25 protein-coding genes and 1 tRNA gene are annotated in these 21,251 nt (G+C 69.0%); 13 read left to right on the forward strand and 13 right to left on the reverse strand.

Annotated features, from left to right (window positions below):
• Position 1: 1 nt before the first annotated feature.
• Together EPN98_RS13735 and EPN98_RS13740 are read right to left on the reverse strand one after the other, a co-directional pair.
• On the reverse strand, positions 2-382 hold the full coding sequence (locus EPN98_RS13735) for a DUF2784 family protein (RefSeq protein WP_293363359.1): 381 nt from the start codon (positions 380-382) through the stop codon (positions 2-4).
• Positions 383-468: 86 nt separating this feature from the next.
• Positions 469-663, reverse strand: a complete 195-nt coding sequence (locus EPN98_RS13740) for a hypothetical protein (protein ID WP_293363360.1) — start codon at positions 661-663, stop codon at positions 469-471.
• Between the two features lie 282 nt (positions 664-945).
• Between EPN98_RS13740 and EPN98_RS13745 the strand changes: the two genes are divergently transcribed.
• From EPN98_RS13745 to EPN98_RS13765, 5 genes are all read left to right on the forward strand, one after another.
• The gene (locus tag EPN98_RS13745) at positions 946-1,083 is read left to right on the forward strand and encodes an entericidin A/B family lipoprotein (RefSeq protein WP_293363362.1); all 138 of its coding nucleotides are present in this window, start codon (positions 946-948) and stop codon (positions 1,081-1,083) included.
• Between the two features lie 68 nt (positions 1,084-1,151).
• A complete protein-coding gene (locus EPN98_RS13750) occupies positions 1,152-1,547 on the forward strand; it encodes a DUF983 domain-containing protein (protein WP_293363363.1) in 396 nt (131 codons plus the stop codon).
• Positions 1,548-1,631: 84 nt separating this feature from the next.
• Positions 1,632-1,790 carry a DUF3309 family protein gene (locus EPN98_RS13755; RefSeq protein WP_293363365.1) on the forward strand — a complete coding sequence of 53 codons (159 nt, stop codon included), beginning with the start codon at positions 1,632-1,634 and terminating at the stop codon, positions 1,788-1,790.
• Positions 1,791-1,902: 112 nt separating this feature from the next.
• Positions 1,903-3,237 (forward strand): MFS transporter, encoded by a 1,335-nt coding sequence (locus EPN98_RS13760; RefSeq protein WP_293363366.1) that lies wholly within the window; start codon positions 1,903-1,905, stop codon positions 3,235-3,237.
• Complete coding sequence (locus tag EPN98_RS13765) at positions 3,238-3,957, forward strand: DUF599 family protein (RefSeq protein ID WP_293363368.1); 720 nt, start codon at positions 3,238-3,240, stop codon at positions 3,955-3,957.
• Here EPN98_RS13765 and EPN98_RS13770 read toward each other — a convergent pair.
• The 3 genes from EPN98_RS13770 to msrA are packed head-to-tail and all read right to left on the reverse strand — an operon-like array spanning position 3,923 to position 5,269.
• The gene (locus tag EPN98_RS13770) at positions 3,923-4,264 is read right to left on the reverse strand and encodes an MmcQ/YjbR family DNA-binding protein (protein WP_293363369.1); all 342 of its coding nucleotides are present in this window, start codon (positions 4,262-4,264) and stop codon (positions 3,923-3,925) included. The two genes, EPN98_RS13765 and EPN98_RS13770, sit on opposite strands and share 35 nt — an antisense overlap.
• Entirely contained in the window at positions 4,261-4,605 is a 345-nt protein-coding gene (locus EPN98_RS13775) for an MmcQ/YjbR family DNA-binding protein (RefSeq protein ID WP_293363371.1), read from the reverse strand. Before EPN98_RS13775 ends, EPN98_RS13770 begins: the two co-directional genes overlap by 4 nt.
• 10 nt (positions 4,606-4,615) lie before the next feature.
• Entirely contained in the window at positions 4,616-5,269 is a 654-nt protein-coding gene (gene msrA, locus EPN98_RS13780; RefSeq protein ID WP_293363372.1) for a peptide-methionine (S)-S-oxide reductase MsrA, read from the reverse strand.
• A gap of 134 nt (positions 5,270-5,403) precedes the next feature.
• Here msrA and EPN98_RS13785 point away from each other — a divergent pair, with 134 nt between their 5' ends.
• The 3 genes from EPN98_RS13785 to EPN98_RS13795 all read left to right on the forward strand — a co-directional run bounded on the left by EPN98_RS13785 (position 5,404) and on the right by EPN98_RS13795 (position 7,406).
• Positions 5,404-6,327 carry a tetratricopeptide repeat protein gene (locus EPN98_RS13785; protein ID WP_293363373.1) on the forward strand — a complete coding sequence of 308 codons (924 nt, stop codon included), beginning with the start codon at positions 5,404-5,406 and terminating at the stop codon, positions 6,325-6,327.
• Positions 6,294-7,268: a hypothetical protein gene (locus EPN98_RS13790; protein ID WP_293363374.1), complete on the forward strand. Its 975-nt coding sequence runs from the start codon at positions 6,294-6,296 to the stop codon at positions 7,266-7,268. Before EPN98_RS13785 ends, EPN98_RS13790 begins: the two co-directional genes overlap by 34 nt.
• 48 nt (positions 7,269-7,316) lie before the next feature.
• Positions 7,317-7,406, forward strand: a tRNA-Ser gene (locus EPN98_RS13795).
• Between the two features lie 371 nt (positions 7,407-7,777).
• On the opposite strand, the gene EPN98_RS13800 is transcribed toward EPN98_RS13795, so the two are convergent.
• Positions 7,778-8,443, reverse strand: coding sequence for a hypothetical protein (locus tag EPN98_RS13800; protein ID WP_293363375.1), 666 nt, complete (start codon positions 8,441-8,443; stop codon positions 7,778-7,780).
• A 115-nt stretch (positions 8,444-8,558) separates the two neighbouring features.
• On the opposite strand from EPN98_RS13800, the gene EPN98_RS13805 reads away from it, so the two are divergent.
• Positions 8,559-9,266 carry an IS6 family transposase gene (locus EPN98_RS13805; RefSeq protein ID WP_293363376.1) on the forward strand — a complete coding sequence of 236 codons (708 nt, stop codon included), beginning with the start codon at positions 8,559-8,561 and terminating at the stop codon, positions 9,264-9,266.
• Between the two features lie 140 nt (positions 9,267-9,406).
• On the opposite strand, the gene EPN98_RS13810 is transcribed toward EPN98_RS13805, so the two are convergent.
• Entirely contained in the window at positions 9,407-10,252 is an 846-nt protein-coding gene (locus tag EPN98_RS13810) for a hypothetical protein (RefSeq protein WP_293363377.1), read from the reverse strand.
• Positions 10,249-12,024 (reverse strand): hypothetical protein, encoded by a 1,776-nt coding sequence (locus EPN98_RS13815; protein WP_293363378.1) that lies wholly within the window; start codon positions 12,022-12,024, stop codon positions 10,249-10,251. Before EPN98_RS13815 ends, EPN98_RS13810 begins: the two co-directional genes overlap by 4 nt.
• Positions 12,025-12,242: 218 nt before the next feature.
• Between EPN98_RS13815 and EPN98_RS13820 the strand changes: the two genes are divergently transcribed.
• Genes EPN98_RS13820 through EPN98_RS13835 form a run of 4 tightly spaced genes read left to right on the forward strand, consistent with a single transcriptional unit; the run spans position 12,243 to position 14,603 of the window.
• The gene (locus tag EPN98_RS13820) at positions 12,243-12,887 is read left to right on the forward strand and encodes a hypothetical protein (RefSeq protein WP_293363379.1); all 645 of its coding nucleotides are present in this window, start codon (positions 12,243-12,245) and stop codon (positions 12,885-12,887) included.
• 12 nt (positions 12,888-12,899) lie between these two features.
• Entirely contained in the window at positions 12,900-13,391 is a 492-nt protein-coding gene (locus tag EPN98_RS13825; RefSeq protein ID WP_293363380.1) for a hypothetical protein, read from the forward strand.
• Between the two features lie 34 nt (positions 13,392-13,425).
• Positions 13,426-13,773, forward strand: a complete 348-nt coding sequence (locus EPN98_RS13830) for a hypothetical protein (protein ID WP_293363381.1) — start codon at positions 13,426-13,428, stop codon at positions 13,771-13,773.
• Positions 13,774-13,796: 23 nt separating this feature from the next.
• Complete coding sequence (locus tag EPN98_RS13835; RefSeq protein WP_293363383.1) at positions 13,797-14,603, forward strand: hypothetical protein; 807 nt, start codon at positions 13,797-13,799, stop codon at positions 14,601-14,603.
• Between the two features lie 6 nt (positions 14,604-14,609).
• Here the strand turns inward: EPN98_RS13835 and EPN98_RS13840 are convergent, their stop codons facing one another.
• From EPN98_RS13840 to EPN98_RS13860, 5 genes are all read right to left on the reverse strand, one after another.
• Entirely contained in the window at positions 14,610-15,209 is a 600-nt protein-coding gene (locus tag EPN98_RS13840) for a hypothetical protein (protein WP_293363384.1), read from the reverse strand.
• On the reverse strand, positions 15,203-16,960 hold the full coding sequence (locus EPN98_RS13845; RefSeq protein WP_293363385.1) for a hypothetical protein: 1,758 nt from the start codon (positions 16,958-16,960) through the stop codon (positions 15,203-15,205). Before EPN98_RS13845 ends, EPN98_RS13840 begins: the two co-directional genes overlap by 7 nt.
• Positions 16,961-16,975: 15 nt before the next feature.
• Positions 16,976-18,487 (reverse strand): Hsp70 family protein, encoded by a 1,512-nt coding sequence (locus EPN98_RS13850; RefSeq protein WP_293363386.1) that lies wholly within the window; start codon positions 18,485-18,487, stop codon positions 16,976-16,978.
• Between the two features lie 10 nt (positions 18,488-18,497).
• Positions 18,498-20,270, reverse strand: coding sequence for a hypothetical protein (locus EPN98_RS13855; protein WP_293363387.1), 1,773 nt, complete (start codon positions 20,268-20,270; stop codon positions 18,498-18,500).
• Positions 20,271-20,371: 101 nt separating this feature from the next.
• A partial coding sequence (locus EPN98_RS13860) for a hypothetical protein (RefSeq protein WP_293363389.1) occupies positions 20,372-21,251 on the reverse strand: 880 nt, incomplete at its 5' end.

The following is a 21,251-nucleotide window of genomic DNA, read 5'->3' on the forward strand; positions in this document are numbered from 1 at the left end:
TTCAGCGGAGTATGCGCGCTTCCGGTCTCACCCACCACCACAGCGCCACCACGTAGGCGAGAACGGCGAGGTACATCGTCGAGAACACCCACATCGGCAGCGGCCAGTAGATGAGACCGTTGATCCAGCGCATGATCAGCGGATCGTGGGCGCCTTCGCCGGTCAGGGCGGCCTGCCAGTCGGTGAGGAAGCAGGCCCGGCCGAGCGCCGCCTGCGCCGCGACGACCGCCAGTGATCCCAGGTGCAGAAGCCGCAGCCCGCGCCGCCGCACGAACCGCCAGCCTCTGGCCGCGCCCAGCGGAATGACCACCAGGCCCGCGACATTGAAGACGATGACAGCGACGTGGGCGGCCAGCACAAGCTGGCCGAGGGCGAAATTCATGACCTCAGTGTGCGCGCGTCCCCCATCGAACGCATCATCCCCTGGAGCGCATCAAACCGAGCGGAGAGCGAGGGTGCGGGACCGCGCTAGAGCTGGTTGAACTCGCCGCAGCGGCACTTCACGACCACGTCGGCCAGGAAGCTGCGATCGGCGCGGAGCAGTTCTTCGCCGCAGGCCCCGCACGCGAAGGACGAGCCTTCGCCATCGCGGGGGGCCTCATCGGCCTGGAGCACGGTTCGGCGGCCAACGAAGAGACCGGGGAAGGTACGCAACTCGATCATCAGACTGCTCCAGGATGGGCCAGAGGCCACGCGCCGGCTCTTCGCACTGCAGCAATCATACCGCAAGCAATGTTGCACTGCGATGACGGCGTTCTCTGCGAAAGAGCGGCCAACGCCTCCGGAACAGGCGCCGGCGCCCCGGGATGGGCCTGAAGGCCGGAACGCCGTTCGACCTATGGGACGCGCCGGCGGCGCCGCAATGCCGCCGCAAGCTTGACGGCATAGGCCGGCGCATAAGACCTAAGCGTCACCGTCAACGGGCTTCGCCCAAAGAGGTTCGCCATGCGCAAGCTGATCGTTCTCACCGCGGCCGCCGCCGCGCTCCTGGTTTCCGCGTGCAACACCGTCTCGGGCCTGGGCAAGGATGCGCAGGCCGCCGGACGCGCCGTCACCGGGGCGGCTGAAGACGCGAAGAAATAGTCGGCGAGGCTGCGGCCAAAGCGCCGCGCGGCCTTTCTTCCGGCCGCCATCGGGCGCATATGGCCGGCATGGCCGAGATCGCATACCCCCTGTTCCGTTCCATCGGACGCGGCTTGGCGCACCAGTGCCCGGCCTGCGGCAAGGGCCGCCTCTACGGTCGCTACCTGAAAGTCCAGCCGCGTTGCGCCGCGTGCGAGCACCCGCTCCAGCGCTACCCCGCCGATGACGGCCCGGCCTACCTGACGATCCTCCTGATCGGCCACCTGATCATCGCGCCGCTGCTGATCTTCCCGATTGTCTGGGAGAGTCCGGCGTACGTCTCCCTCCCGATCCTGTTGGCGGGCCTCACGGCGGTGACCCTCAGCGCCCTGCCGCGCATCAAGGGCGGCTGGATCGGCCTGATGTATTCCCTCCAGGTCACCGACCGCGACGCCAAACTCCACACCGCCGACGTCGCCGACTAGCGTTCGCCGGGCCCTTGCGTCTGGAACCCGACCTCTGCGCGAGCGTTGCCTTGCGCGGTCGGGGGACTGTGGAGGAGAGCCTGCATGTCCCTTGGGACCATCCTGATCATCATTCTGATTCTGCTCCTGCTGGGCGCGCTGCCCACGTGGGGGCACTCGCGCAGCTGGGGCTATTTGCCGAGCGGGGGTCTCGGCCTCGTGCTCGTCATCGTGGTTATCCTGGTCCTTCTCGGTCGGATCTGACGCCGCCGGGCGGAAGCTCCGCGCGGTCGATGGGTCCGCTGATCCGTCGACCGCTCTAGGCGCAGGCGCGCAACGCCCCTAGCATCCCATCCAGGATGGATGGGGAGGATGCATGACCGCAACGGAGACCGGGGCCGACGCCCAAGTTCCGGCGGCCCTCTTGGCGCCTGGCGTCACGGCGGGACAGCGGTTCAAGGCGATCCTGGGGGGATCGGCCGGCAACCTCGTCGAGTGGTACGACTGGTTCGTCTACTCGGCCTTCGCGGTCTATTTCTCGAACCACTTCTTTCCAGGCGGGGATGAACTGGCCGGGCTCCTGAAGACCATGGCGGTCTTCGCGGTGGGCTTCTTCGCCCGCCCCCTGGGCGCCTGGCTGATGGGCCTCTACGCCGACCGCGCCGGGCGCAAGACCGCGCTGACGGCCGCCGTCAGCCTGATGTGCGGCGGCTCGCTGATCATCGCCGTCCTGCCCAGTTACGAGACCATCGGCGTCGCCGCCCCCATACTGCTGGTGTTCGCGAGGATCCTGCAGGGCCTGTCGGTGGGCGGCGAGTACGGCGCCAGCGCCACCTACCTCTCCGAGATGGCCGGGAAGCGCCGCCGCGGCTTCTGGTCCAGCTTCCAGTTCGTGACCATGGTCATGGGCCAGCTGATCGCCCTGGGCCTGCTGGCGCTGATGCAGACCACCATGGACAAGGCCGACCTTGAGAGTTGGGGCTGGCGCATCCCGTTCTTCATCGGCGCGGCGATGGCGGTGGTGGTGTTCTGGATCCGCGGTCGGATGGACGAAAGCCAAAGCTACGAGAACGCCCAGGCCGCCGGTGAGGAACGCGCCCGCACCATGATGCTGTTCACGCGCTATCCGCGGCAGACGCTGATCATCTTCCTGTTCACCGCCGGCGGCTCACTGGCCTTCTATGCGTTCACGACCTACATGCCGAAGTTCCTCACCGGGACGGCCGGCTTCGCCGCGCCGACGGCCACGGCGATCACGGCAGGGGCCCTGGTGGTCTATCTGCTCGCCCTGCCGCTGTTCGGCTGGATCAGCGACCACCTGGGTCGCAAGGCGACGCTCTGGATCGCGTTCGGAGGGGGCGCCGTGCTCTCCTATCCCTTGATGCACACGCTCGCAGGGCAGGACAGCGCCTGGATCGCCTTCGCCCTCGTGTCGGTGATGGTGTTCCTCATGTCGGGCTACAACGCCGTCAGCGCCGTGGTGAAGGCCGAGCTGTTCCCGGCCAATGTCCGCGCGCTGGGCGTCGCCCTGCCCTACGGCCTGGCCGCCGCCGCGTTCGGCGGCACCGCCGAGCCGATCGCCCTCGCCTTCAAGCAGGCCGGCGCCGAGATGGGCTTCTTCGTCTATGTGTCGGCGCTGATGGCGCTGTCGTTCGTCGTCGTGTTCTTCCTGCCCGACAACCGCAAGCACAGCCTGATCCTCGAGGACTGAGTGCACCCCTACGACGCCCTGGCGCTCACCGTCTTCGTCCTGGCGTGGGTGTTCTATCAGCCGCTGCTGGCGGCGTTCGGAAAGCGGCGCGGCGGCCTGCTGAACACCGACATGACCGTGATCCGCACGGCCTGGATGCGCACCATGACGGGGCGCGAGGTGCGGCTGATGGACGGCCAGCTGCTGGGCCATGCGCTCAACTCGGCCTCGTTCTTCGCCTCGTCCAATCTGCTGCTGATCGCGGCGGCGGCGGGCGCGCTGTTCGGCGGCGAATCCACGTTCCGCTCGGTCTCGGCGCTCGACATCGTGCGCACCTCTTCGCGCCTGCTGTTCGAGATGCAGCTGGGGCTGGTGCTGATCGCGCTGGCCCGCGGCCTGCTCGACTTCATCTGGTCGATCCGCCAGCTCAACTACTGCCTGGCCGCCATGGGCGCGACGCCCGAGCCGCTGCCTGAAGCCGAGCGCCAGGCCTATGGCGACGTGTTGGCCCGGATGCTGAACCCGGCGCTGGGATCGTTCAACTCGGGCGTCCGCGGCTACTATTTCGCGCTGGCGGCGGCGGCCTGGTTGTTCGGCCCCTGGGCGTTCATCGCCGCCACGCTGGGCGCTCTGACCCTGCTGATCTGGCGCCAACGCAGCTCACCGGCCGCGGTCGCGATCCACGATTTCCGGCTGTTGCTGGAGGCTAAAGACCCAACTCCGCCCGGGCCTTCTTCGTGAGCTTGCTGGCAACGATCTGATGGGCGGCCTCCAGCCAGCCGGAGGCTTCGCCCATCGCCACGGAATCCGGATCCACCACGACCCAGCCGCCCTTGGCGAAATAGGGCGCCTGGCGGCCCGGCCCGCCGTCCGAGGTCAGCACCTCGAAACCGATCTCGCTGACCTTGAAGGCCAGGCCGTTATCGAAGCCTACGACGGCGAACACCTTGCCGCCCACCTTGTAGACGTCGGACCCGCCCCACTGGACGACCATGGTCGCAGCCGGGAGTCCCAGCGCGAACGCCTGGATCTCCTCGCGGCTGATCACGCGATCCCCAGCTCGACCTTGAGCTTCTTCGGCAGCTTGGCGGCTACCAGGCCGTGCGCCGCCGTCACCCAATCTGCTACCTCGGCGGCATCCTGGCTCCGGAGGTCCTTCAGGCTCACCCACCTGGCCCGAGCCAGATATTTCGATGGTTCGGCCCGGCCTGTTCCGGTCAGGACGTCGAAAGCGATCTCCGAGGCCTTGAACGAAAGGTTCGAATAGGCACGGTCAGTGGCGGCGAACATCTTGCCGCCCACGCAGTAGCAGTGGTCGTCGCCCCACTTGATGTCGAGCATCGCCCCCGGCAGCGCCATGGCCGCGGCGTGCAGTTCGTCCTTCGTCAAACGGGCGCACCTAGGCCCGGACGCCCACGCCGATCGGGCAGACCACCCCGGTGCCGCCGATCCCGCAGTAGCCGTTCGGATTCTTCGCCAGATACTGCTGGTGATAGTCCTCCGCGAAGAAGAACGGCCCGGCAGGCTGGAGCTCGCTGGTGATCCGGCCATAGCCCTGCTTGGACAGCTCCACCTGATAGGCGTCGCGCGACGCCGCGGCTTCAGCCGCCTGGGCGTCGTTCGTGACGTAGATGCCCGAGCGGTACTGGGTGCCGATGTCGTTGCCCTGGCGCATGCCCTGGGTGGGGTCGTGGTTCTCCCAGAACGTCTTCAGGAGGTCGCCATAGCTGACCAGCTTGGGATCGAAGACCACCAGGACCGACTCGGTATGACCGGTCCGCCCCGAGCAGACTTCCTCATAGGTCGCGTTCGGCGTGATCCCCTGCTGATAGCCGACGGCCGTCACGTAGACGCCCGGCACCTGCCAGAAGATGCGCTCGACGCCCCAGAAGCAGCCCATGGCGAAATAGGCGACCTCAAGCCCCTCAGGGTAGGGCCCCTTGAGCGGGCGGCCGTTGACGAAGTGGGTCTCCGCGGTCGGCAGCGCGTGCGGGCGTCCGGCCAGGGCCGTGTCGGCGGTCGGCAGGTCGAGGGATTTCTTGGCGAAGAACATCATGCGCCTCCGGGAGGATGGGTCGGCCCGTATGTAGGTGTGCGAGCGTTGTTTTGCATGTCGTGATCAGCCTAACTGAACCGGCAGGCCGTTTGTGGGAATATACGCCCGATGGCTCGCGAGGAGGATGTCCGATGCGCGTTCTGAAAATCGTGCTCCTGGCCGGCGTGATCGCCGGGGCTTCGATCACCGGGGCGATGGCCGCCGGCGGCGGCGGTGGGGGCGGCATGAGCAGCATGCCCTCTGACACCGGCCCCCGCTATGATCCGGCCGAGGAATACGCCAAGGCCATCCGGGCCATCCAGGAAAAGGACTACAAGGCCGCCGCCCGCTCGGCCCAGCGCGTGGCCGACGCCGCGCCAAAGAGCCTCGACGGCTGGAAGCTGCTGGGCGTGGCCCAGGCCGGCGCCGAGAATTGGAAGGGCGCCAAGCGGGCCTACGAGAGGGCCTTCAAGCTGGCGCCCGAGGACGAAACCGTCCGCGGCGGCCTGGGCCTCGCGCTGGCCAAGCTGCAGGACGCCAAGGCCCAGGAGCAACTCGACTGGCTGAAGGCCCGCGCGGCCAGCTGCACGTCGAACTGCGCCACGTTGAGAAGCCTGGCCGCCGACGTCGAGAAGGCCATGACGCCCGCCGGCGCGACCGGCGCAAGCGCCGCGCTCGAGCATAGCGGCCTGATCTTCTCGGCCGACGCCGGCGACCGGGCCTATGTCCAGGCGGTCGGCCTGATCAACGAGAAGCGCTACGACGAGGCCCTGGCCTCGCTGGACGCCGCCCGCGCCGCCTTCGGCCCACACCCCGACATCCTGACCTACCAGGGCTACACTTGGCGCAAGAAGGGCCAGTTCGACCGGGCCGAGGGCTACTACAGGCAGGCCCTGGCCATCGCGCCGGACCACCGCGGCGCCACCGAGTATTACGGCGAGCTCAAGGTCGAGCGCGGCGACATGACCGGCGCCCGGCAGATGCTGGCGAAACTGGACGCGTCCTGTGCCTACGGGTGCGCCGAAGCCGAGGAGCTGCGCCGTTGGATCGACGCCGGCGGCGAACCGGGGCTCTAGCCGGGCTGGCGCTCGCCGCCGCGGGCTTCCTCGCCGCCGCGACCGCCGCCGAGGTCGCTCAGCCGCTCCAGGCCCTGCATTGGGTGACGCCGGACGCCGACCCCGTGGCGACCTTCGCGTCGCAGCCCACCGAGTGTCTCCACACACCCGCCGACCCCGCCGCCGCCCAGGCCGTGGAGGTGGGGCGCGCTGCATTCCGCACGCCGCTGCTGCTGGGCGGCCAGGCCGCCCGCGTCAGCCTCACCTGCGAGAGTTGCCACCGCTCGGGACGCGGCAATCCTGAGTTCCAGTTCCCCGGCGCGTCCGGCGCGCCGGGGACCGCCGACGTCACCCTGTCGCTGTTCTCCAGTCATCGAGGCAATGGCGTCCACGACCCGCGGCCAATCCCGGACCTTTCGGGTCCGCGCGACCGGCTGAAAGTGGCCCCCGATCAGCTCCCGGCCTTCATCCGCGGCCTCATCGTCGAGGAGTTCGACGGGCGGGAGCCGCCGCCCGCCGTGCTGGCGGGCCTCGCCGCCTATGTCCGCGCCCTCTCGCCCGGGGCCTGCCCAGCCGAGGCCCGTGCGCCGTTGCGCCCGGCAACCCTGCTCGCCGACGCCCGCCGCGCCCTGACCGCCGCCGATCGGGCCTATGCCGCAGGCGATCGCCCCACCGCCATCCTGATGGTCGCGGCCGCCCGCGCCCGCCTGGGCCTGATCGACGAACGCTACAAGGCATTGCCGGCCGAGGTCGCCCGCCTGCGCGCCGCCGACACCCGCCTGACCGCCCTGCAACAGGCCATGCGCGAGGGTCGCGCCGACGCCTCTACCGACCTCGCCCGCTGGCTCCGCCACTCCCGGCGCCTGGAAGCCGCGCTGGCCGCCCGCGAGGCCGCGTCCCTGTTCAACCCGACCCGCCTCAAGGCGGCGGCGAACCGCCGCTTGCTCCCAAAGCCCACCTGACGGTATATGCCCGCCTTCCGCTCGGGGGCCCGCCCCCCGCCGCGGCGTGGTGAGGTGGCCGAGTGGTTGAAGGCGCACGCCTGGAACGCGTGTATAGGGGAAACTCTATCGAGGGTTCGAATCCCTCTCTCACCGCCATCTAGTCAGCCGATATCCCTGATTTTCGCTGCGGCCCGCCCCAACCGGCGGACTTCGCGGGTCTATTCCCAGCCTAACTCCCGTCAGAGACGCCTCTCCGGGCGCCCTATCGGGCCCAGCCGGGCCGATTGCTGGGCCGCGTCTCCGCGCGTCTGCGATCCAGTGGAGTTTCCCTGCTAACAGGGAAATTAGCAGGGAATTTCTGCATTCTCTGGCGTCGCAAACCGGATGCCGCGCGGAGATTTCCCCACAGAGTCAGTCGCCTGGCGTCCGAGACCAGGGAACGAGAGCCTCGCGGAGCAGGGATTTTGTAACGCGATGAACAGGGAATTTCCCGCGCAGAGCAGGGAGTTTTTCTAGGAGCAGGGAATTCAGTTCAGAGCCTCGGCCCAGGCCAACTGATCCGGCCAGGACGCTGGAAGGTCCGCCCCGATGATGGCCTGCAGGGTAAGCCCCGACGGCTGGCGCCCCTCCAGGATCCGGATCTGCAGGTCGGGAGCCAGGAAGGCTAGCTTGATCAGGTTGCGATCGTAGGCGCTGGCCGGGGACGCGGCGAGTATGGCCTGTTCCGGGCGTCCGACCGCTCCGTCGCCGAGCCCGGCCAGCAACTCGTGCGAGGTGCGCAGGGCCCGAGCGAGCACCAGATCGGTCCGCTGATGGGGGTCGGCGCGCCTCCCGTTAACGTCGGTGATCACGATCTTGCCGCCGCGGAGCGCCAGCCGCACGGATTGAATGATCCGCACACGCGCCTGAGTCCCAGCCTCGACAAGAACCCTCTGGCTCACAGCAAGTCGGGCCTGGACCTCGATCGCCGCGTCGGCGGGGTCTAAGGGACGGCCCAGCAGCCCCACCGGATCAATCACGATATGAACGCATGTCGGATGGACCTCGACCCGTTCCACCGCGTCCAGGGTGTCTTGAACCGAATCCCGCACCAGACGCTCGATGGCCGCCGCGGGCACACGCCGGATCGCATCGTCCAGTGATGACCGGCGCCGTCCCGTCTGCACACCGGTCGAGACGTAGTAGCGGTACACCTGCCCCTTCGCCCCTCGCGTGAACGTCGGGCTCATGGGCTCGCCGTCACCGTCGAAAATGGCATTGTCAGCCCAAACTCACCACCCGGTAACCGAAGCGGCTGAGACGGCCGTCATGGCCAAGTCCGACAACCCCTTCCGCTGGTTCGATTCCTCGCCGGAGGTGATCCAGATGGTGGTGATGCTGTACGTCCGTTTCCCGCTGTCGCTGCGCAACGTGGAAGACCTGGCGTTCGAGCGCGGCGTCGACATCTGCCACGAGACGGTCCGCAAGTGGGTGAACCGCTTCGGTCCGATGTTCGCGTCGAAGATCCGCTCGAAGCGCGTGGCAGCCATGCGCCAGCACACGCATTGGAAGTGGCATCTCGACGAGGTCTACGTTCGGGTCCAGGGCGAGATGAAGTACCTGTGGCGCGCCGTCGATCACGAAGGCGAGGTGTTGGAGTCCCTTGTGACCACCACCCGCGACAAGGCCGCGGCGCTTAAGTTCATGAAGAAGCTGATGAAGCGACACGGGTGCGCCAGGTCGATCACCACCGACGGGCTCCGCTCGTACAAAGCCGCCATGAGCGAGCTCAATGTCGCCGAGCGGCAGGAGGTCGGTCGCTGGGCCAACAACCGGGCTGAGAACTCTCACCAACCCTCCCGACGACGGGAACGTGCGATGTTGCGGTTCCGACGGATGAAGACGCTTCAGCAGTTCACCTCGACCCACGCCGCCTTCCACAACCACTTCAACCAGGAGCGCCACCTCATCAGCCGCCACGTCTACCGGGAACGCCGCTCAGCCGCCCTGACTGAGTGGAAGTCGCTCGTCGAGTGAGGCCGTTCGGGTTGGGGGAAATGCGCCCGGCTGGAGACTAGTTAGACTTGGACTGACAGCACCCACCTGTTCGTTCGAATGCGCCTCACACCTGATAACTCGCTGCCAGCAGGGGCTAAGCGCCCGCCCCTCGGCCAATCCTATTGACCACACTGCGACGTGTCGCCGGCCTTGCAGGCGGCCACGCGTGCTTTCCACGCTTCGAGGTCAGCTTGCCGCTTTCGCTCGGTTTCCTGCACCTGAGCCTGGTAGGCGGCGATCTGCGCCGCGTAGGCGTCGGCAGTGGCCTTCTTGGCTGCTTCGAATTCGGCGGTACGGGCTGCGTTGCGAGCGTCGATCTGCTCAAGCCCAGCCTTTACACGCGCGTTCAGGTCGGCGTCTCCGCCACCTGACGGCAAAGCCACCAACTCAGTCTGCGCAGGCCGTGGTGCGGAAGTTGGCGTGGCGCTGGCCAAGACTGCGTTCGGGGCCGCAGGCTCGACCTTGGGTTGGACAGCCGGTTTGGGCGCAGCCGGCGCCGCCGGAACCGTCGTTTTCACCGGGGCCGGGCGTGTTGGGGCCGACGCAACGACTTGGGGCGCCGGGGGCGGCGTTGCAGGCGCAGGCGAACCTGGCGGGGTCGGCGCGTTCGCGGCGGGCGCGCCGAGCGGGAAGACGCACGTGAACACCCATCCGCTCACGCCGCGTCCGTTCTTGTCGGGCGCTTCGGCGCAGCCTGCGGGCTCGGAAAGCGTGACGCCCAGGCGCTTGAAGCTCGCCGGAACTGTGGACTTCAGGCGAACGTAGACGGCTTCCGCGTCAGGATCGGCGCCGAAACTTCGCGCGCCGTCCGGGCCATCGGCGATGAACTGGCTGAACGCGATGCGTCCATCCGCGACGGCGTACCAGGTGTTATCGGTCCGATAGATCCGCGAGGCTGCGACGGCCGGTTGCGTCAGGGTCATCGCAACGACGCCGGCCAGCGCGAGCATAAGGCGGCGGGTCATCGCTTGGTGAGCTCCGAGTTGGGCGCCGACGGCGCGACATCAACGGCTGTGCGCGTACGCGTCCAGCCAACGGCGCAACGTCCGCCAGGCGTTCCCTTGGCCTCGAACATGGCGCTGCGCTGGAAGCGTCCGCCTGCGTCCTGCAGGACGATGCGATAGGCGCCGGCCTCCCCAGGACGTGTGGCGTAGCGGATCTCGCCCGGCAGCGTATCCCAGTAGCGGATGTCGGCTTGGGGCCGCGCCGCCTTGGCCGCCATGTTCGAGATCAGGCCGACCGCCAGGAACGCCATGCCGGCGTAGGCGGCCGCCTCTCCGCCACTGTTGTTCACATTGTAGCCCTGCGCCTGGAGGCTCTGGGCCTGCATCGTCATCTGGTTCGCGGTCTGGACCGCGATCAGCGACGCCTGGGTCATCGTGTTGCCGAACTCGGTGGCGTTCTCCTTGAACTGGGCCTTCCCGGCCAGAACCGCATCGATCATCCGGCCGCCACGCGTACTGGCCTGCCAGAGGAGGTTTTCGCCCGACGTGGCCACCGTCGGCGCCACCGTCGGCGCCTCGACGTGCGCGCGGGCGGCTTCGGTCAGTTGCAGTCCGTAGGGCTGGAGTGACGCGAGGGCCTCATTGCGGCGTTGGCCGCTGACCTGCGCCTCGGCCTGCGCCTTCAGCGACGCCTCCCGCACGCCCGCGAGGTCGGCGCCCGACTTGTCGGCGGCCAGCGCCGCATTCAGCGCCACACGCTCGAGCGCCAGGAGCTCGACGTCACGCTCGCGCGCCGCAGCGGCTGCTGCGGCTGCGGCTGCCTTCGCCGTTGCCGGGGCCGGGCGCTTAGCGGGCGCGGGGCTGGCGGGATCGGCGAGCGGCTCCGCTGGGGTCGCCTCGGGCGGCGTCAGAAGCGCCGCTTCGAGAGTCTGGGCGGTGGCCTGGGCCAGGGCGCGCTGGTTCGCGGCCAAGGCTTCCTGGTCCTTCAGAGCTTTGGCGGCCTGCTCGTCTGCCTGAGTGGCCTGCGTGAACGCGTCGACGGCCGCCTGTGCGCGCCCCAGAAGAGCGTGCTCAGCATCACTCCCGAGGAAGGTCACACCCGCCTCGTCGTAGGCGACGCCGCGGAACCGAAGGTTCTCCATGTACTGCCCATCGGCCCACTTCTGCGGCCCAACGCCGACATCGGCGAGCAGCAGGACGCGATCCTCTGGCTTGGGAATGGCGATATCCGGCCGAATTTCCCTGGCGCGCTGATAGAATTCGTCGGCCCGGCCCTGGTCGCCAAGGCACTGGCTGGCCCACCCCGATAGCACCTCGAGGCTCGCGTAGTCCGACTTGTACGTCTCGGCCTCGGCGAACGCGTCCTGGAGCTGACCCTGCTGGAAGCTGGCGCGAGCGTTCTCGTAGTCCCCCTGACGAAGGTAGACGACGCCGCGATAGTAGAAGGCCATGGCCCGCTCGTAGGGCTCACCCTTGAAGTCCTTGGTGGACTCCTTGACCCACAGCGACCGCGCCTTCTTGGCCTTTTCATTGTCAGCGTAGATGGCCTCGATGCGCTCGAGCGCCTGATCGAAGGCCAGGGCGGCTGTCGCGTCGTCGCCCAGCTGCAGCGCGGCCAGTCCGGCGCGGTTGAGGTTCAGGACGCGGTTTCGTTCGCCCTCCAACATCACGCTGCGAAAGAAGGGATGCAGGGCAGGAGGCTTATCGGCCAGATAGGCCGCAATGTCGGCTTCCTTCGGCGGCTTGGCCGGCGCGCTCCAGGCCGGCGACACGCTGGTCGCGAGCAGGGCCAAGATCGAAACGCCGGCAGCCAGCCTGCGACTCGTCGCGACGACCCTCGCGCGTTGTCTTTCAACGCTCTCCCGCATCACGACCCCCCTCGCCGTAACCCGTTATGTCAAAGCTATGCTGTGGCGGTGAGCGGCCCGAGTCAACGGACCAGCCGGCGTTCGACGAACTGTCGTCAAGCTACACAGCGTGTTATCGTCGCCGCCGCATACGGGGGGATTTCATGCGTATTTTGCGATCGTACGGGGCGGCGTGCGCCGCGGTCGTGTTGGTGATTGCCGGCAGCGCGGAGGCCGGCCCGAAGCGTCCCAACACCTCAGGCAGCAAGGCGCAGGAACTGGATCCGTCCCGTCGCGGCGCTATCGCCGGCGTAGGCATCGAGGGTCGAGACATCATCTCCATGTCCGACCAGATGGCGCGGGATATCCTGTCGGTGCCCGACGTCGCCGGGCGGACCACCGCGCCGCGGGTGATCATCGACGACGCCTATTTCCGCAACGAGTCCACCCAGCGCATCAACAAGGCGATCATCACCGATCGCCTCCGGGTGGGGCTCAACCGCGCCTCGGCCGGGCGCCTGGTGTTCGTGGGCCGCGAGTTCGCAGACATGGTCGCGGCAGAGCGCCAACTGAAGCGTGAAGGCGTCACCGACGTCGGCACCACCGGCATGACCCGCGCACAGGCGGGCGCAGACTTCCGGCTGACCGGTCGCATCTCGTCGCTTGACCAGGCGCAAGCCAGCACGGGGATGATCCAGCGCTACAACCAGATCACCTTCGAACTGGTGGACCTGGAGACCGGGATCGTCACCTGGAGCAACGTCTACGAGTTCGAGCGCGCGGGCGCCGACGACGTCGTTTATCGGTAGCGTGAGGCCAACATGATGACGCGCGTTGTCCGAACTGCGGCCATCGCGGCGCTGGGAGTGGTCCTGTCGTCTCCCGCCGCCGCCGACCTCAGGCCCGTCGCTGCTCAGGGCGTACTGAAGTGCGACTTCTCGAAGGCCCGACGCGACCGGCCTTCGGGCCCGATGCTGACACCGCTGGTGCGGGGCGCATTCTCGCCCGTGCCCCTGGAGACGGTGCAGTTGGTCGACAAGAAACTGCAGCGCAAGCTGATGGTGCAGGGCGTCGTAGCCCAGAAGACCCAGACCGATACGGTCGAAGTCGTGGCGCGCCTGGTGAACTGCACGGGGAAGCCAATGCAGGTCGAGGCGCGTATCAGCTTCATGAACGACCAAATGACGCCCACCGAGCCGCCCTCTGGATGGCGCCGCCTTTTTCTCGAGTCGAAGGCCATGGGCGTCTATGCTGAGAAGTCGCTGGCGCGCGATCCGAGGCACTATCTGATCGAGGTGAGGACGGCGGATTGAAGCCGCCCGTAAGCGTCACCTGGGAGACGAGGCCATGAGGCTGCCGAACATCGTTCTGAGCGTGACGCTCGCGGCAGCTGTGGCCGCGCCCGCAAGCGCGCAGGCCGAGCCGCAGCGGCGCGGGCCCGTGCTGCCCGTGATCCGTGAGCAGCTGTCGCGCTACCCTCAGCATCCGCGGTTCGAGGCGCGCGGACCGGTCACCATCAGCTCGATCGCAAGTTCGGTATGGTCGGGGCCCGTGACGACCACACACGAGTTGACGACGCGAAACCGGTCACGCTGGTCGGATCCGGTTTTCAGCGACACCTGGAACCGGCTTCGAGCCGAACAGGATGAGGTATGGGTCGACCGTGATCCTGGACCGGCGGACACGCGCCGCTGAACCGGCGACGCCTGGGGGGAAAGATGCAGCTGAAGACCATTCTCCTGGCCGCCGCGCTAGTCTCCGCGCCAGCCCACGCGCTCGCCCAGTACCGCACGGAAGCGCCGACCGCGCCAGGTTACCGACCAGGCCAGCCCCAGGTGCTCGCGGCGCCGCCCCCTGAAAATCCGGAAGCTCAGAGCCAACAGGCGACCACCGCGTTCCGTCGCTGGTACGCCTCGGCGCAGCGGCCTGCCTTGCTGATCTTCTGGAACCGCGAGCTCAGCGATCAGGCGACCACCCAGTACGCCGAGGTAAGCACCACCCGCGAGCAGGTGCAGGGTACGCCGGAGAGCGGAGCCCAGTCCAAGGTGGCGATGCAGGAGGCCTATCGGCGCGCCATGGGACCGGGCCAGTACGCCGCCCTCGACCCGATGCTGTCGGCGCGGCTGGAGACGGCGTTCCAGGCTGCCTGGCTCCAGTCGGGTGTCGAAGTCGTCGACCGCACGGCGCTGATCCGTAAGATGTCCACCGTCGCTTCGAAGGAGGATCGGGCGGATACGCAACTGCTGGAATCGGTGGCGCTGGAACAGGGTGTTCAATACCTCGTCGAGGTGCTGCCCAACGCCACCCAGAGCTCCCCGACAGGCTTCAACTTCCTGGTGAAGGTGAAGCATCTGCCGAGTTCCACCGTGATGGCTCAGTTCCTGAGCGCCGCTCAACCTCCGGCGGGGCCGAGCCGCTGGGCCGCAACGCCCGGCGGGTTCGAAAAGCGCACGGAAAACCGCACCACGCCCGAAACGGTGGGCGCCCAACTGGCAGTGGAGACAATGGGTCGGCTGGTCCGCTGAGCGCGATCAGCCGCCGTTGCGGGCCAGCGTGAAGGCGATGTTGCCATCCGCGCCCTGGACAGCGCCAGTCAGGCGATCGGCCGACTCTCGCATCAGCCGCACGGGCGGCCACGCTGGGCCCCCGCGATCGGCTGTGCCGACCCCAAACGTGACGATCACGCCGTCCGGCATCTCCAGCAACGTCGTCGCCCGCTTGAACGCCACCGCTTCCGGCCCCTGGCAGGCGAACGTTGCGTCGCCCTCGTAGGCCCCGGGGCCGTTCTTGCGCCGGACCATCAGCGCCCCGCTGCAGTTGGCCGTGCTGCCGCCGACGACCGCGAGCGTCCAGCCCTGGCCTTCAGAGAACCCCTCGCCCGCCGTCTCGTAGTCTGCGCCGGCCAGCGGCGGCGGGGCCGCGCGACGGCGCACCAGCAGCGGCGAGACCGGCGCCGCGGGCGGCGGGGCGACAACCGGCGCAGCTGGAGCCGCTGGCTTCGACGGCTTGGCCTTGCCGCCGCCCTGCTGAGGCTGGGCTGCAGGGGGCTTGGGAACCACGACCGCCGCGGCAGGCGCAGCGATCGCAGCGACCGCGCAAATCAACAGGGCGGCGCGAAGACGGCTCAGCATCGCTTCAACCTCATACGGGTGGGACTCGCGCCCATCTCCTCGGCGGCGAGTTCGTCGCCCTCGAGGCGGTAGCGAAAGGCGCGGCCCGCTTGCGCCTCGGGCGCCTCGCCAATTGTGAAGATGGTCGATCCGTCGGCGCCGATAAGGCGCTCGCGGTAGACGCCCTGCCCCGGCCACGACACCGAGAGCTTACCGTCCGCGAACGTCCATTGGCTGGCCGCCTTGCAGTCGCCGTCAGACCAGGCACCCGCCAGGCGGCTGGCGGCGGCCGCTTCCGCCTTGCTGGCCGCATTGCGCAGCTCGCCGTCCATCGCCGCGAGCCGACGATAGTCGGCTTCCAGGATCTTGAAGCGTTCCAGCGCCCCGCGCGTGTCGCCTGCCGACAATAGCGCCTCGGCTTCGGCCAGCCGCACCTGGGCGCCTTCGAGGTCCGTCGCCGCCCTGGCTTGCAGAGCGTCGCGCCGAGCCGCGACGCGCGTCTTCTCAAGGTCTGCCTCTACGAAGCGCGGCAGAATCTCATCGTAGTCGCTGCTCGAGTTCGCACCCTCCAGCCGCTCCTGTAGGCGCAGCGCATCCTGCTCGGCGCGATCGGCGTCGCTCCGCGCCTTGGCCAGCTGGGTCTCGGCGCGCTGCGACATCACCTTCACGACGCCTGCCAGCCGCGCGGCTTCGGCGCCCGAGTTTAGGCCCCGCCAGGGGGCGGCGGACTTCCAGGCTGGATACGAGAGACCTACCGCCAGGGCCGCCGCCGCGCCCAGGCCGCCAAACAGCAGGCGCCTACGGTCGATCTCGGGCAACCACACGCCCAACGGGCCCGGCAACCGGATGCGTTGATCGCTACCTTCGAGCGCGGCCGCCAAACCGTTGAGGTCGGGGAATCGACGGCCTCCCGGCGAAACGGCCCGCGCGACCGCCTTGGCCACATGCGGCGGCGCATCCGGGCGCACGGCGCGGAGGTCGCTGCCCTCGCCCATCGGCTGGCCCGACAGCCATTCCCAAAGGAGCCGCCCCAGCGCCGCCTGGTCGACTCCCGTGGCGAGCCCCCCCGCGGCCACCAGCGCCAGCGGTACGAGTCGACCGCCGGCGGTGCGCCACACACTGTCGGGTGTCAGCTCGCGGGGCCGCAGTCCGTCGCCAGCGGCTGCTAGACTCCGCGCCAGTTGCGCCACCGCGACCGCGGCCATCCTCGGCTCAGGAAGGCGCCGAACCTTTCGCGCAGCGTCGATCTCGTTGCGCAGCGTCATCCCGCCGTCGGCGCGGAAACTGACGTAATTGCGACCACCGACTACGCCCGCGGTGAAGTCCAGCGGCTCGTCAGACTGCCAGGCTGCCGCCAGGGTCGCCAGGCGGGGCTCGTCGGCGCCGCTCCCGGGCAGGCACACGACGCGGCGCTCGCCGTCAGGGAACAAGGTCGCGAAGCTGGCCACGGCGCCGCCGCCGGCCCAGATCTGCTCGCCCAGCGCCAGCCGCGGGTCGTCGGGGGACACCGTCGCCGCTGCGACCGGGGCGCCCTGGGGGCGGGCGACCGGCAGGTCCGCATCGCCGTCGTCCCGGCCCATCAGCACCGCCTGAGCCTCCCGCAGGTCGTCGAGTTGGCGGCTGAACTTGCTCCGAAGCGCGTCTGTCGGCGCCGAGGCGATACGAGCCTCAAGGGCGGCAGACCGCTCGGAGACAACGGTCGAAAGGGCTTCGCGCGAAACGTCTGCGTCCAAGCCCAAAAGCCGCCGCGCCGCATCGACGTCCACGCTCACGCCTCCCCCATAGCTTCAGTATGCGCCCAGGCTCACCGACGCCACAAGCGGCCGCTGGCTCTCGACGGGGATCGTGCCCGCCGACTCCTCCTGCAGCACCCGGTCGATCGATCGCCCCGTTAGCGGATCCATCGCCGTCACCCGCACGAGGCCTTCGGCGTTGCAGCCGATCTCGAGATCAACGGGGTAATCCGCGCGAGGGGCCAGGATCGGCCCGAAGCTGAACCGCCCGAGGCTCGTCTCCGCCGCTCCGTCGCCGCGAACCTGCATGAACTCCAGGGTCACGTGCGTCTGGTCGGCGCGCGAGGTGAAGACGGTGCGTCGACATGCGGCGGGCAGGGGCGTGTTGCGCGCGATCAGGGCCTCCAGTGTCGTAGCCCCGGTCGTTGCGTCACGGACCCTCAGGCAGAGATCGGCCGTCGCGACCTGTCGGAGCCGGGTGTACGCGCCCGGATCGGCGGCGAAACGCTGGGCCAGGATCGCCGCACCGTATGCGACAGCTTGATGGGGCTGTTTCAGCGACAGGTCCGAGGCCGGCCGTCCCCAGCTGGCCGACACCGCCGCCCCAGCCTGGGGCAACAGAGAAGAGCCACCGGTCATCATCACCTTGTCGATGTCGCGCCAGTCGAGGCCCGCCTGCGCCAGGCATCGCTCGCAGGCTTCGATCGAACGCGCCACGGCGGGCCCTGCGATGCTGTCCATCTGGGCGCGCGACAGCGTGAAGTCCCAAGGCTGACCCATGAGCATAACCGACCGGCGGACGGCTGGCCCACCTGGTCGCGAGAGGCTGATCTTCGCCTCTTCCGCCACCCTCCGCAGCCGCTGAGACGTGGCCGGGTCGGCCAGGGGCGAGACGCCGAGCCTTCCCAGCATCTCGGCGTCGGTCAACTCCATGATGGCCTGGTCGATGTGGCGGCCGCCGAGCGCCGCGTCGCCGTCGCTGGCCAGGACGAAAAGGCCATCCGGCGACGTCTGCAGGAGGGTGACGTCGAAGGTGCCGCCGCCGAAATCGTAGACCAGAAGGGTGCGATCGGCATCGCCCTCCTCCTGGCCGTAGAACGCCGCGGCAGCGACTGGCTCTTCGATCAGGCGCACGTCTTCGAGCCCCGCAAGGAGGGCCGCCGCCCGGGTCGCACGCCGCTGCTCGTCGGTGAACTGGGCCGGCACGGTGAGCACCGTCGTGCCTATGTCCTCGCCCGAGAACACGCTGGCGTCGCGCAGCATCTTGCGCAGGATCAGCGCGGAAAGGCCGACCGCATTCCATTCACGGCCCTGATGATCGACGTAACTGAAGTCGGGTCGGGTCAGCAGCGACTTCACGAACCTCGCCACCTGTGCGTCCGGGACCTCTTCGAGAAGGTCATCGACGGCGCCGCCGATGAGGCAGCCCTGGGCGCCCAGGTAGACCGCGCTGGCGGTGCGGAACTGGCCTGCGTCATTGAGATCGGGGAACAGCGCCGGATGCCCGAACGCATTCACATGCGCGATCATCGAATACGTCGTGCCGAGGTCGATGCCGGGATTCATGAGCGGACCGTCAAGCCGGAGGCGTTGAAGGCGCGCGCGCCGGAGCGCCCAATTCGCGCCGCGCTTCTCCGGCCGCCCGCTCCAGCCCGCCGACTGCACGCTGTAGGGCCGGCCCTAGGCCTTGCACCTCACGCAGGCGATCCTCGACGACCTTGAGCCGCGTCCTGGCGCTGCGCCGATCGCCCTCGGCGCGCTGGAGGCGCGCAGCGCCCGCCGCCCGTTGCAGGGTATCGATCCCTCCGAGGGCGTTGCGACGCACGTCTTCCAGGACGCCCTGCAACCGCGCCTGCCGCTCGCGCAGCACGTCCCCCAGCATCCGCGACAGCTCGGGTGAAAGCACGTCGCGCAGCCGCAGGAGTTCGTCGTCGAAGTTGATGTCGTCCTCCTTGCGCCATGAATAGAAGGTCCACCCCACCGCGCCCAGGAAGACGAGCAGGAAGACGGGCGCGAGCCCGGTCATGCGCCGGACGTTGAATCCCAGGAATCCTCCGATCAACGACAGAACCATTAGCACCACGAAGAGCAGACGACGCCCCTCGCCCAGGCGTTGGACAAAGCCCCGCTTGCGCATCTCGCCCCGGTACCGGACCTGCAGGTGCAGCGCCTCCTCGATCGGCGTCCAGATCTCGTCCACGACGTCCGGCGGGCCCATCCGCATCCGCTCGGGGACGCCCATCTCGGCGCCTGCGCGGTCAAACGCCTCATCCAGTCGCGCGACGGCCAAACGGATGCGTTCCGCGTCGGCTTCTATCTGCCCCTTGAGCGCCTCGGTGAAGCGCGCCTTCAGCTCTTCAGCCACTTCGGGCTTGAGGCTGAGGCGGATTTTCTTGCCGGCGGGTTCCTGCGCCAGATCCTGGCCGCGAAGGTTGCCCAGGAGCTCTTCCGAGAGCTGATAAATCTCGCTGTTACGCAGGCCGGCGCGGCGGCCGGAGTCGCGCAGGTCCTGGGTCAGCCGGCCGAGTTCCTCGGCGACCTGCCCCTTCAGCCGGTCGAGCCGCTGGCGCGACTCATCGTCCGGCGTGGCGGCGTCCGCAGGCCGGGCCTGATCGACTTCGCGCCGTTGCCGCGCCTGCAAGAGGCGCTCCTCGGCCTGTCGCCGATCCCCGATCATTTCGCTCGCCGCCAGCCCCGCGCGCGCCTGCTCCAGCGCCGCGATCTGCCGCCGCACATCCTGGGCCCGCGGCCCGGAGATCAGGTTCGCCTCAGGCGTCAGGTCATCGGCGACGGAGATCGGCGCGAGCGCCACCACGCCGGCGGGAGGGAGGCCGGGTCGCAGCGACGGGTCGGTCGGTCCCTGGAACGCGACGCGCCAGAGCACCGCCCCGGCCGACGTCAGTTCATCCACCGCCGCCTGTAATTCGCTGGGGTCCTGCCTCACTCGCTGCGCGACGATCACGAGCCGTGAGCCCGTCAGCCGCGTCGACCGAGCCACGACGTCGGCCGGCGCCGGACAGATGACCAGCGTCTCCAAGGCCGCCGGCAGGCCGACCGTCAACCCCGCCCCCCCGGCCGCTGAGATACGGCCCGCCAAGTCGCCGGCGGGCGGCAGGGGTTCGCCCGGCTGGCGCGGGCCCACCTGCAGGTCCGGGATGCGCACGGGCGGCGTCGCCAGTAACGGCTCGCGATCCGACGCCGACAGGCCCAACGCCCAGCTCAACGCGCGTGCGCGCGTCTCCTCGTCCGTCGCCAGGATCACGATTGTCAGCGGGTCTCGAGGGCCGAGGCCCTGGATGCGGGCCAGCTCATCCGCCAGCGGCGTGTCCGCCTGGCCTCGCTCCAGCACGCCGGCGGCGCGCTGGAGGTCGTCCAGCGCTTGCCTCAGTCCGAGCCCAGGGGGCGAAGGGGACGCAACTGTACTCATGACGCGACGTGGGACCCGTTGGTTCAGAACGCGTGCATCGAGGCCTGCGAGGCGGCGCTGGAGGCCTCGGAGGCCGCCTGCATCGCCTGTTGGGCGTACTGTTCGGCCATTTGCGCGGCCTGCATGGCCGCCTCGCGCTCGCGCTCGGCGTCCTCGCGGGCCTGCCGCGCAGCCTCCAGTTCCTGCTCGGTCTGGGCCTTCAACTCCTGCACCTCGGCCAACAGGCGCTGGACTTCGGACTGGGCGTCGCTCGCCCGCGCACGCTCCTCCTCGGCGCCCTCGCTGGCGTGCTGAGCCGCGTCGCGATGCGCTTCGGCCTCCGCCTGGGCTGCGGCGGTGGCGTTGCGCGCCGCGTCCGCGTCGGACGCGTGGCTCTGCGCCGACTGCTGCTCTGTCTGCGCCGTGCTGGCGGCCGTGGTAGCCGCTTCCGATTGCTGGCCAGCGGCGGTGGAATGGCTGGAGGCCTCCTCGGTGGCATGGCTGGCGCTGGCGGCGCTGGCGTGGGCCGTCTCGGAGGCGGTGTGCGCCTCGGATTCCGCCGTCTTTGCGCCCTGCGCGCTGGTCGTGGCCTCGCCCTCGGCTCCGGTGGCGGAGTGGGCGGCGCCCTGGGCTTCAGAGTCAGCCGCGGTCGAGCTCTGCGCGCTGCCGTGAGCCTCGGTGTCGGCCGTCGCCGCCGATTGGGCTGAGGTGTCCGTCCGGTCGCGGGCGTCGCCGGCCTGGGCCTCGCTCGCCTTCGTCTCATCGAGGACGGCCTTTCCTTCCTCGTTCTGCGACTTGGCCTCGTCAAGGACGGCCTTGCCCTCTTCGGTCTGAGCCTTGTTCTCGTCGAGGGTAGCCTTGCCCTCTTCGGTCTGGGCCTTGTTCTCGTCGGTGGTGGCCTTGCCCTCTTCGGTCTGGGCCTTG

Source organism: Phenylobacterium sp., assembly GCF_004299445.1.
Lineage (GTDB): Bacteria > Pseudomonadota > Alphaproteobacteria > Caulobacterales > Caulobacteraceae > Phenylobacterium.

Excerpts from the sequence above, each read along its gene's own strand:
- EPN98_RS13785 (WP_293363373.1), top strand. The coding sequence starts at position 5,404 with ATGCGCGTTCTGAAAATCGTGCTCCTGGCCGGCGTGATCGCCGGGGCT.
- EPN98_RS13745 (WP_293363362.1), top strand. The coding sequence starts at position 946 with ATGCGCAAGCTGATCGTTCTCACCGCGGCCGCCGCCGCGCTCCTGGTT.
- EPN98_RS13735 (WP_293363359.1), bottom strand. The coding sequence starts at position 382 with ATGAATTTCGCCCTCGGCCAGCTTGTGCTGGCCGCCCACGTCGCTGTC.
- EPN98_RS13760 (WP_293363366.1), top strand. The coding sequence starts at position 1,903 with ATGACCGCAACGGAGACCGGGGCCGACGCCCAAGTTCCGGCGGCCCTC.
- EPN98_RS13830 (WP_293363381.1), top strand. The coding sequence starts at position 13,426 with ATGAGGCTGCCGAACATCGTTCTGAGCGTGACGCTCGCGGCAGCTGTG.
- msrA (WP_293363372.1), bottom strand. The coding sequence starts at position 5,269 with ATGTTCTTCGCCAAGAAATCCCTCGACCTGCCGACCGCCGACACGGCC.
- EPN98_RS13825 (WP_293363380.1), top strand. The coding sequence starts at position 12,900 with ATGATGACGCGCGTTGTCCGAACTGCGGCCATCGCGGCGCTGGGAGTG.
- EPN98_RS13820 (WP_293363379.1), top strand. The coding sequence starts at position 12,243 with ATGCGTATTTTGCGATCGTACGGGGCGGCGTGCGCCGCGGTCGTGTTG.
- EPN98_RS13750 (WP_293363363.1), top strand. The coding sequence starts at position 1,152 with ATGGCCGAGATCGCATACCCCCTGTTCCGTTCCATCGGACGCGGCTTG.
- EPN98_RS13740 (WP_293363360.1), bottom strand. The coding sequence starts at position 663 with ATGATCGAGTTGCGTACCTTCCCCGGTCTCTTCGTTGGCCGCCGAACC.
- EPN98_RS13835 (WP_293363383.1), top strand. The coding sequence starts at position 13,797 with ATGCAGCTGAAGACCATTCTCCTGGCCGCCGCGCTAGTCTCCGCGCCA.
- EPN98_RS13850 (WP_293363386.1), bottom strand. The coding sequence starts at position 18,487 with ATGAATCCCGGCATCGACCTCGGCACGACGTATTCGATGATCGCGCAT.
- EPN98_RS13805 (WP_293363376.1), top strand. The coding sequence starts at position 8,559 with ATGGCCAAGTCCGACAACCCCTTCCGCTGGTTCGATTCCTCGCCGGAG.
- EPN98_RS13840 (WP_293363384.1), bottom strand. The coding sequence starts at position 15,209 with ATGCTGAGCCGTCTTCGCGCCGCCCTGTTGATTTGCGCGGTCGCTGCG.
- EPN98_RS13755 (WP_293363365.1), top strand. The coding sequence starts at position 1,632 with ATGTCCCTTGGGACCATCCTGATCATCATTCTGATTCTGCTCCTGCTG.
- EPN98_RS13810 (WP_293363377.1), bottom strand. The coding sequence starts at position 10,252 with ATGACCCGCCGCCTTATGCTCGCGCTGGCCGGCGTCGTTGCGATGACC.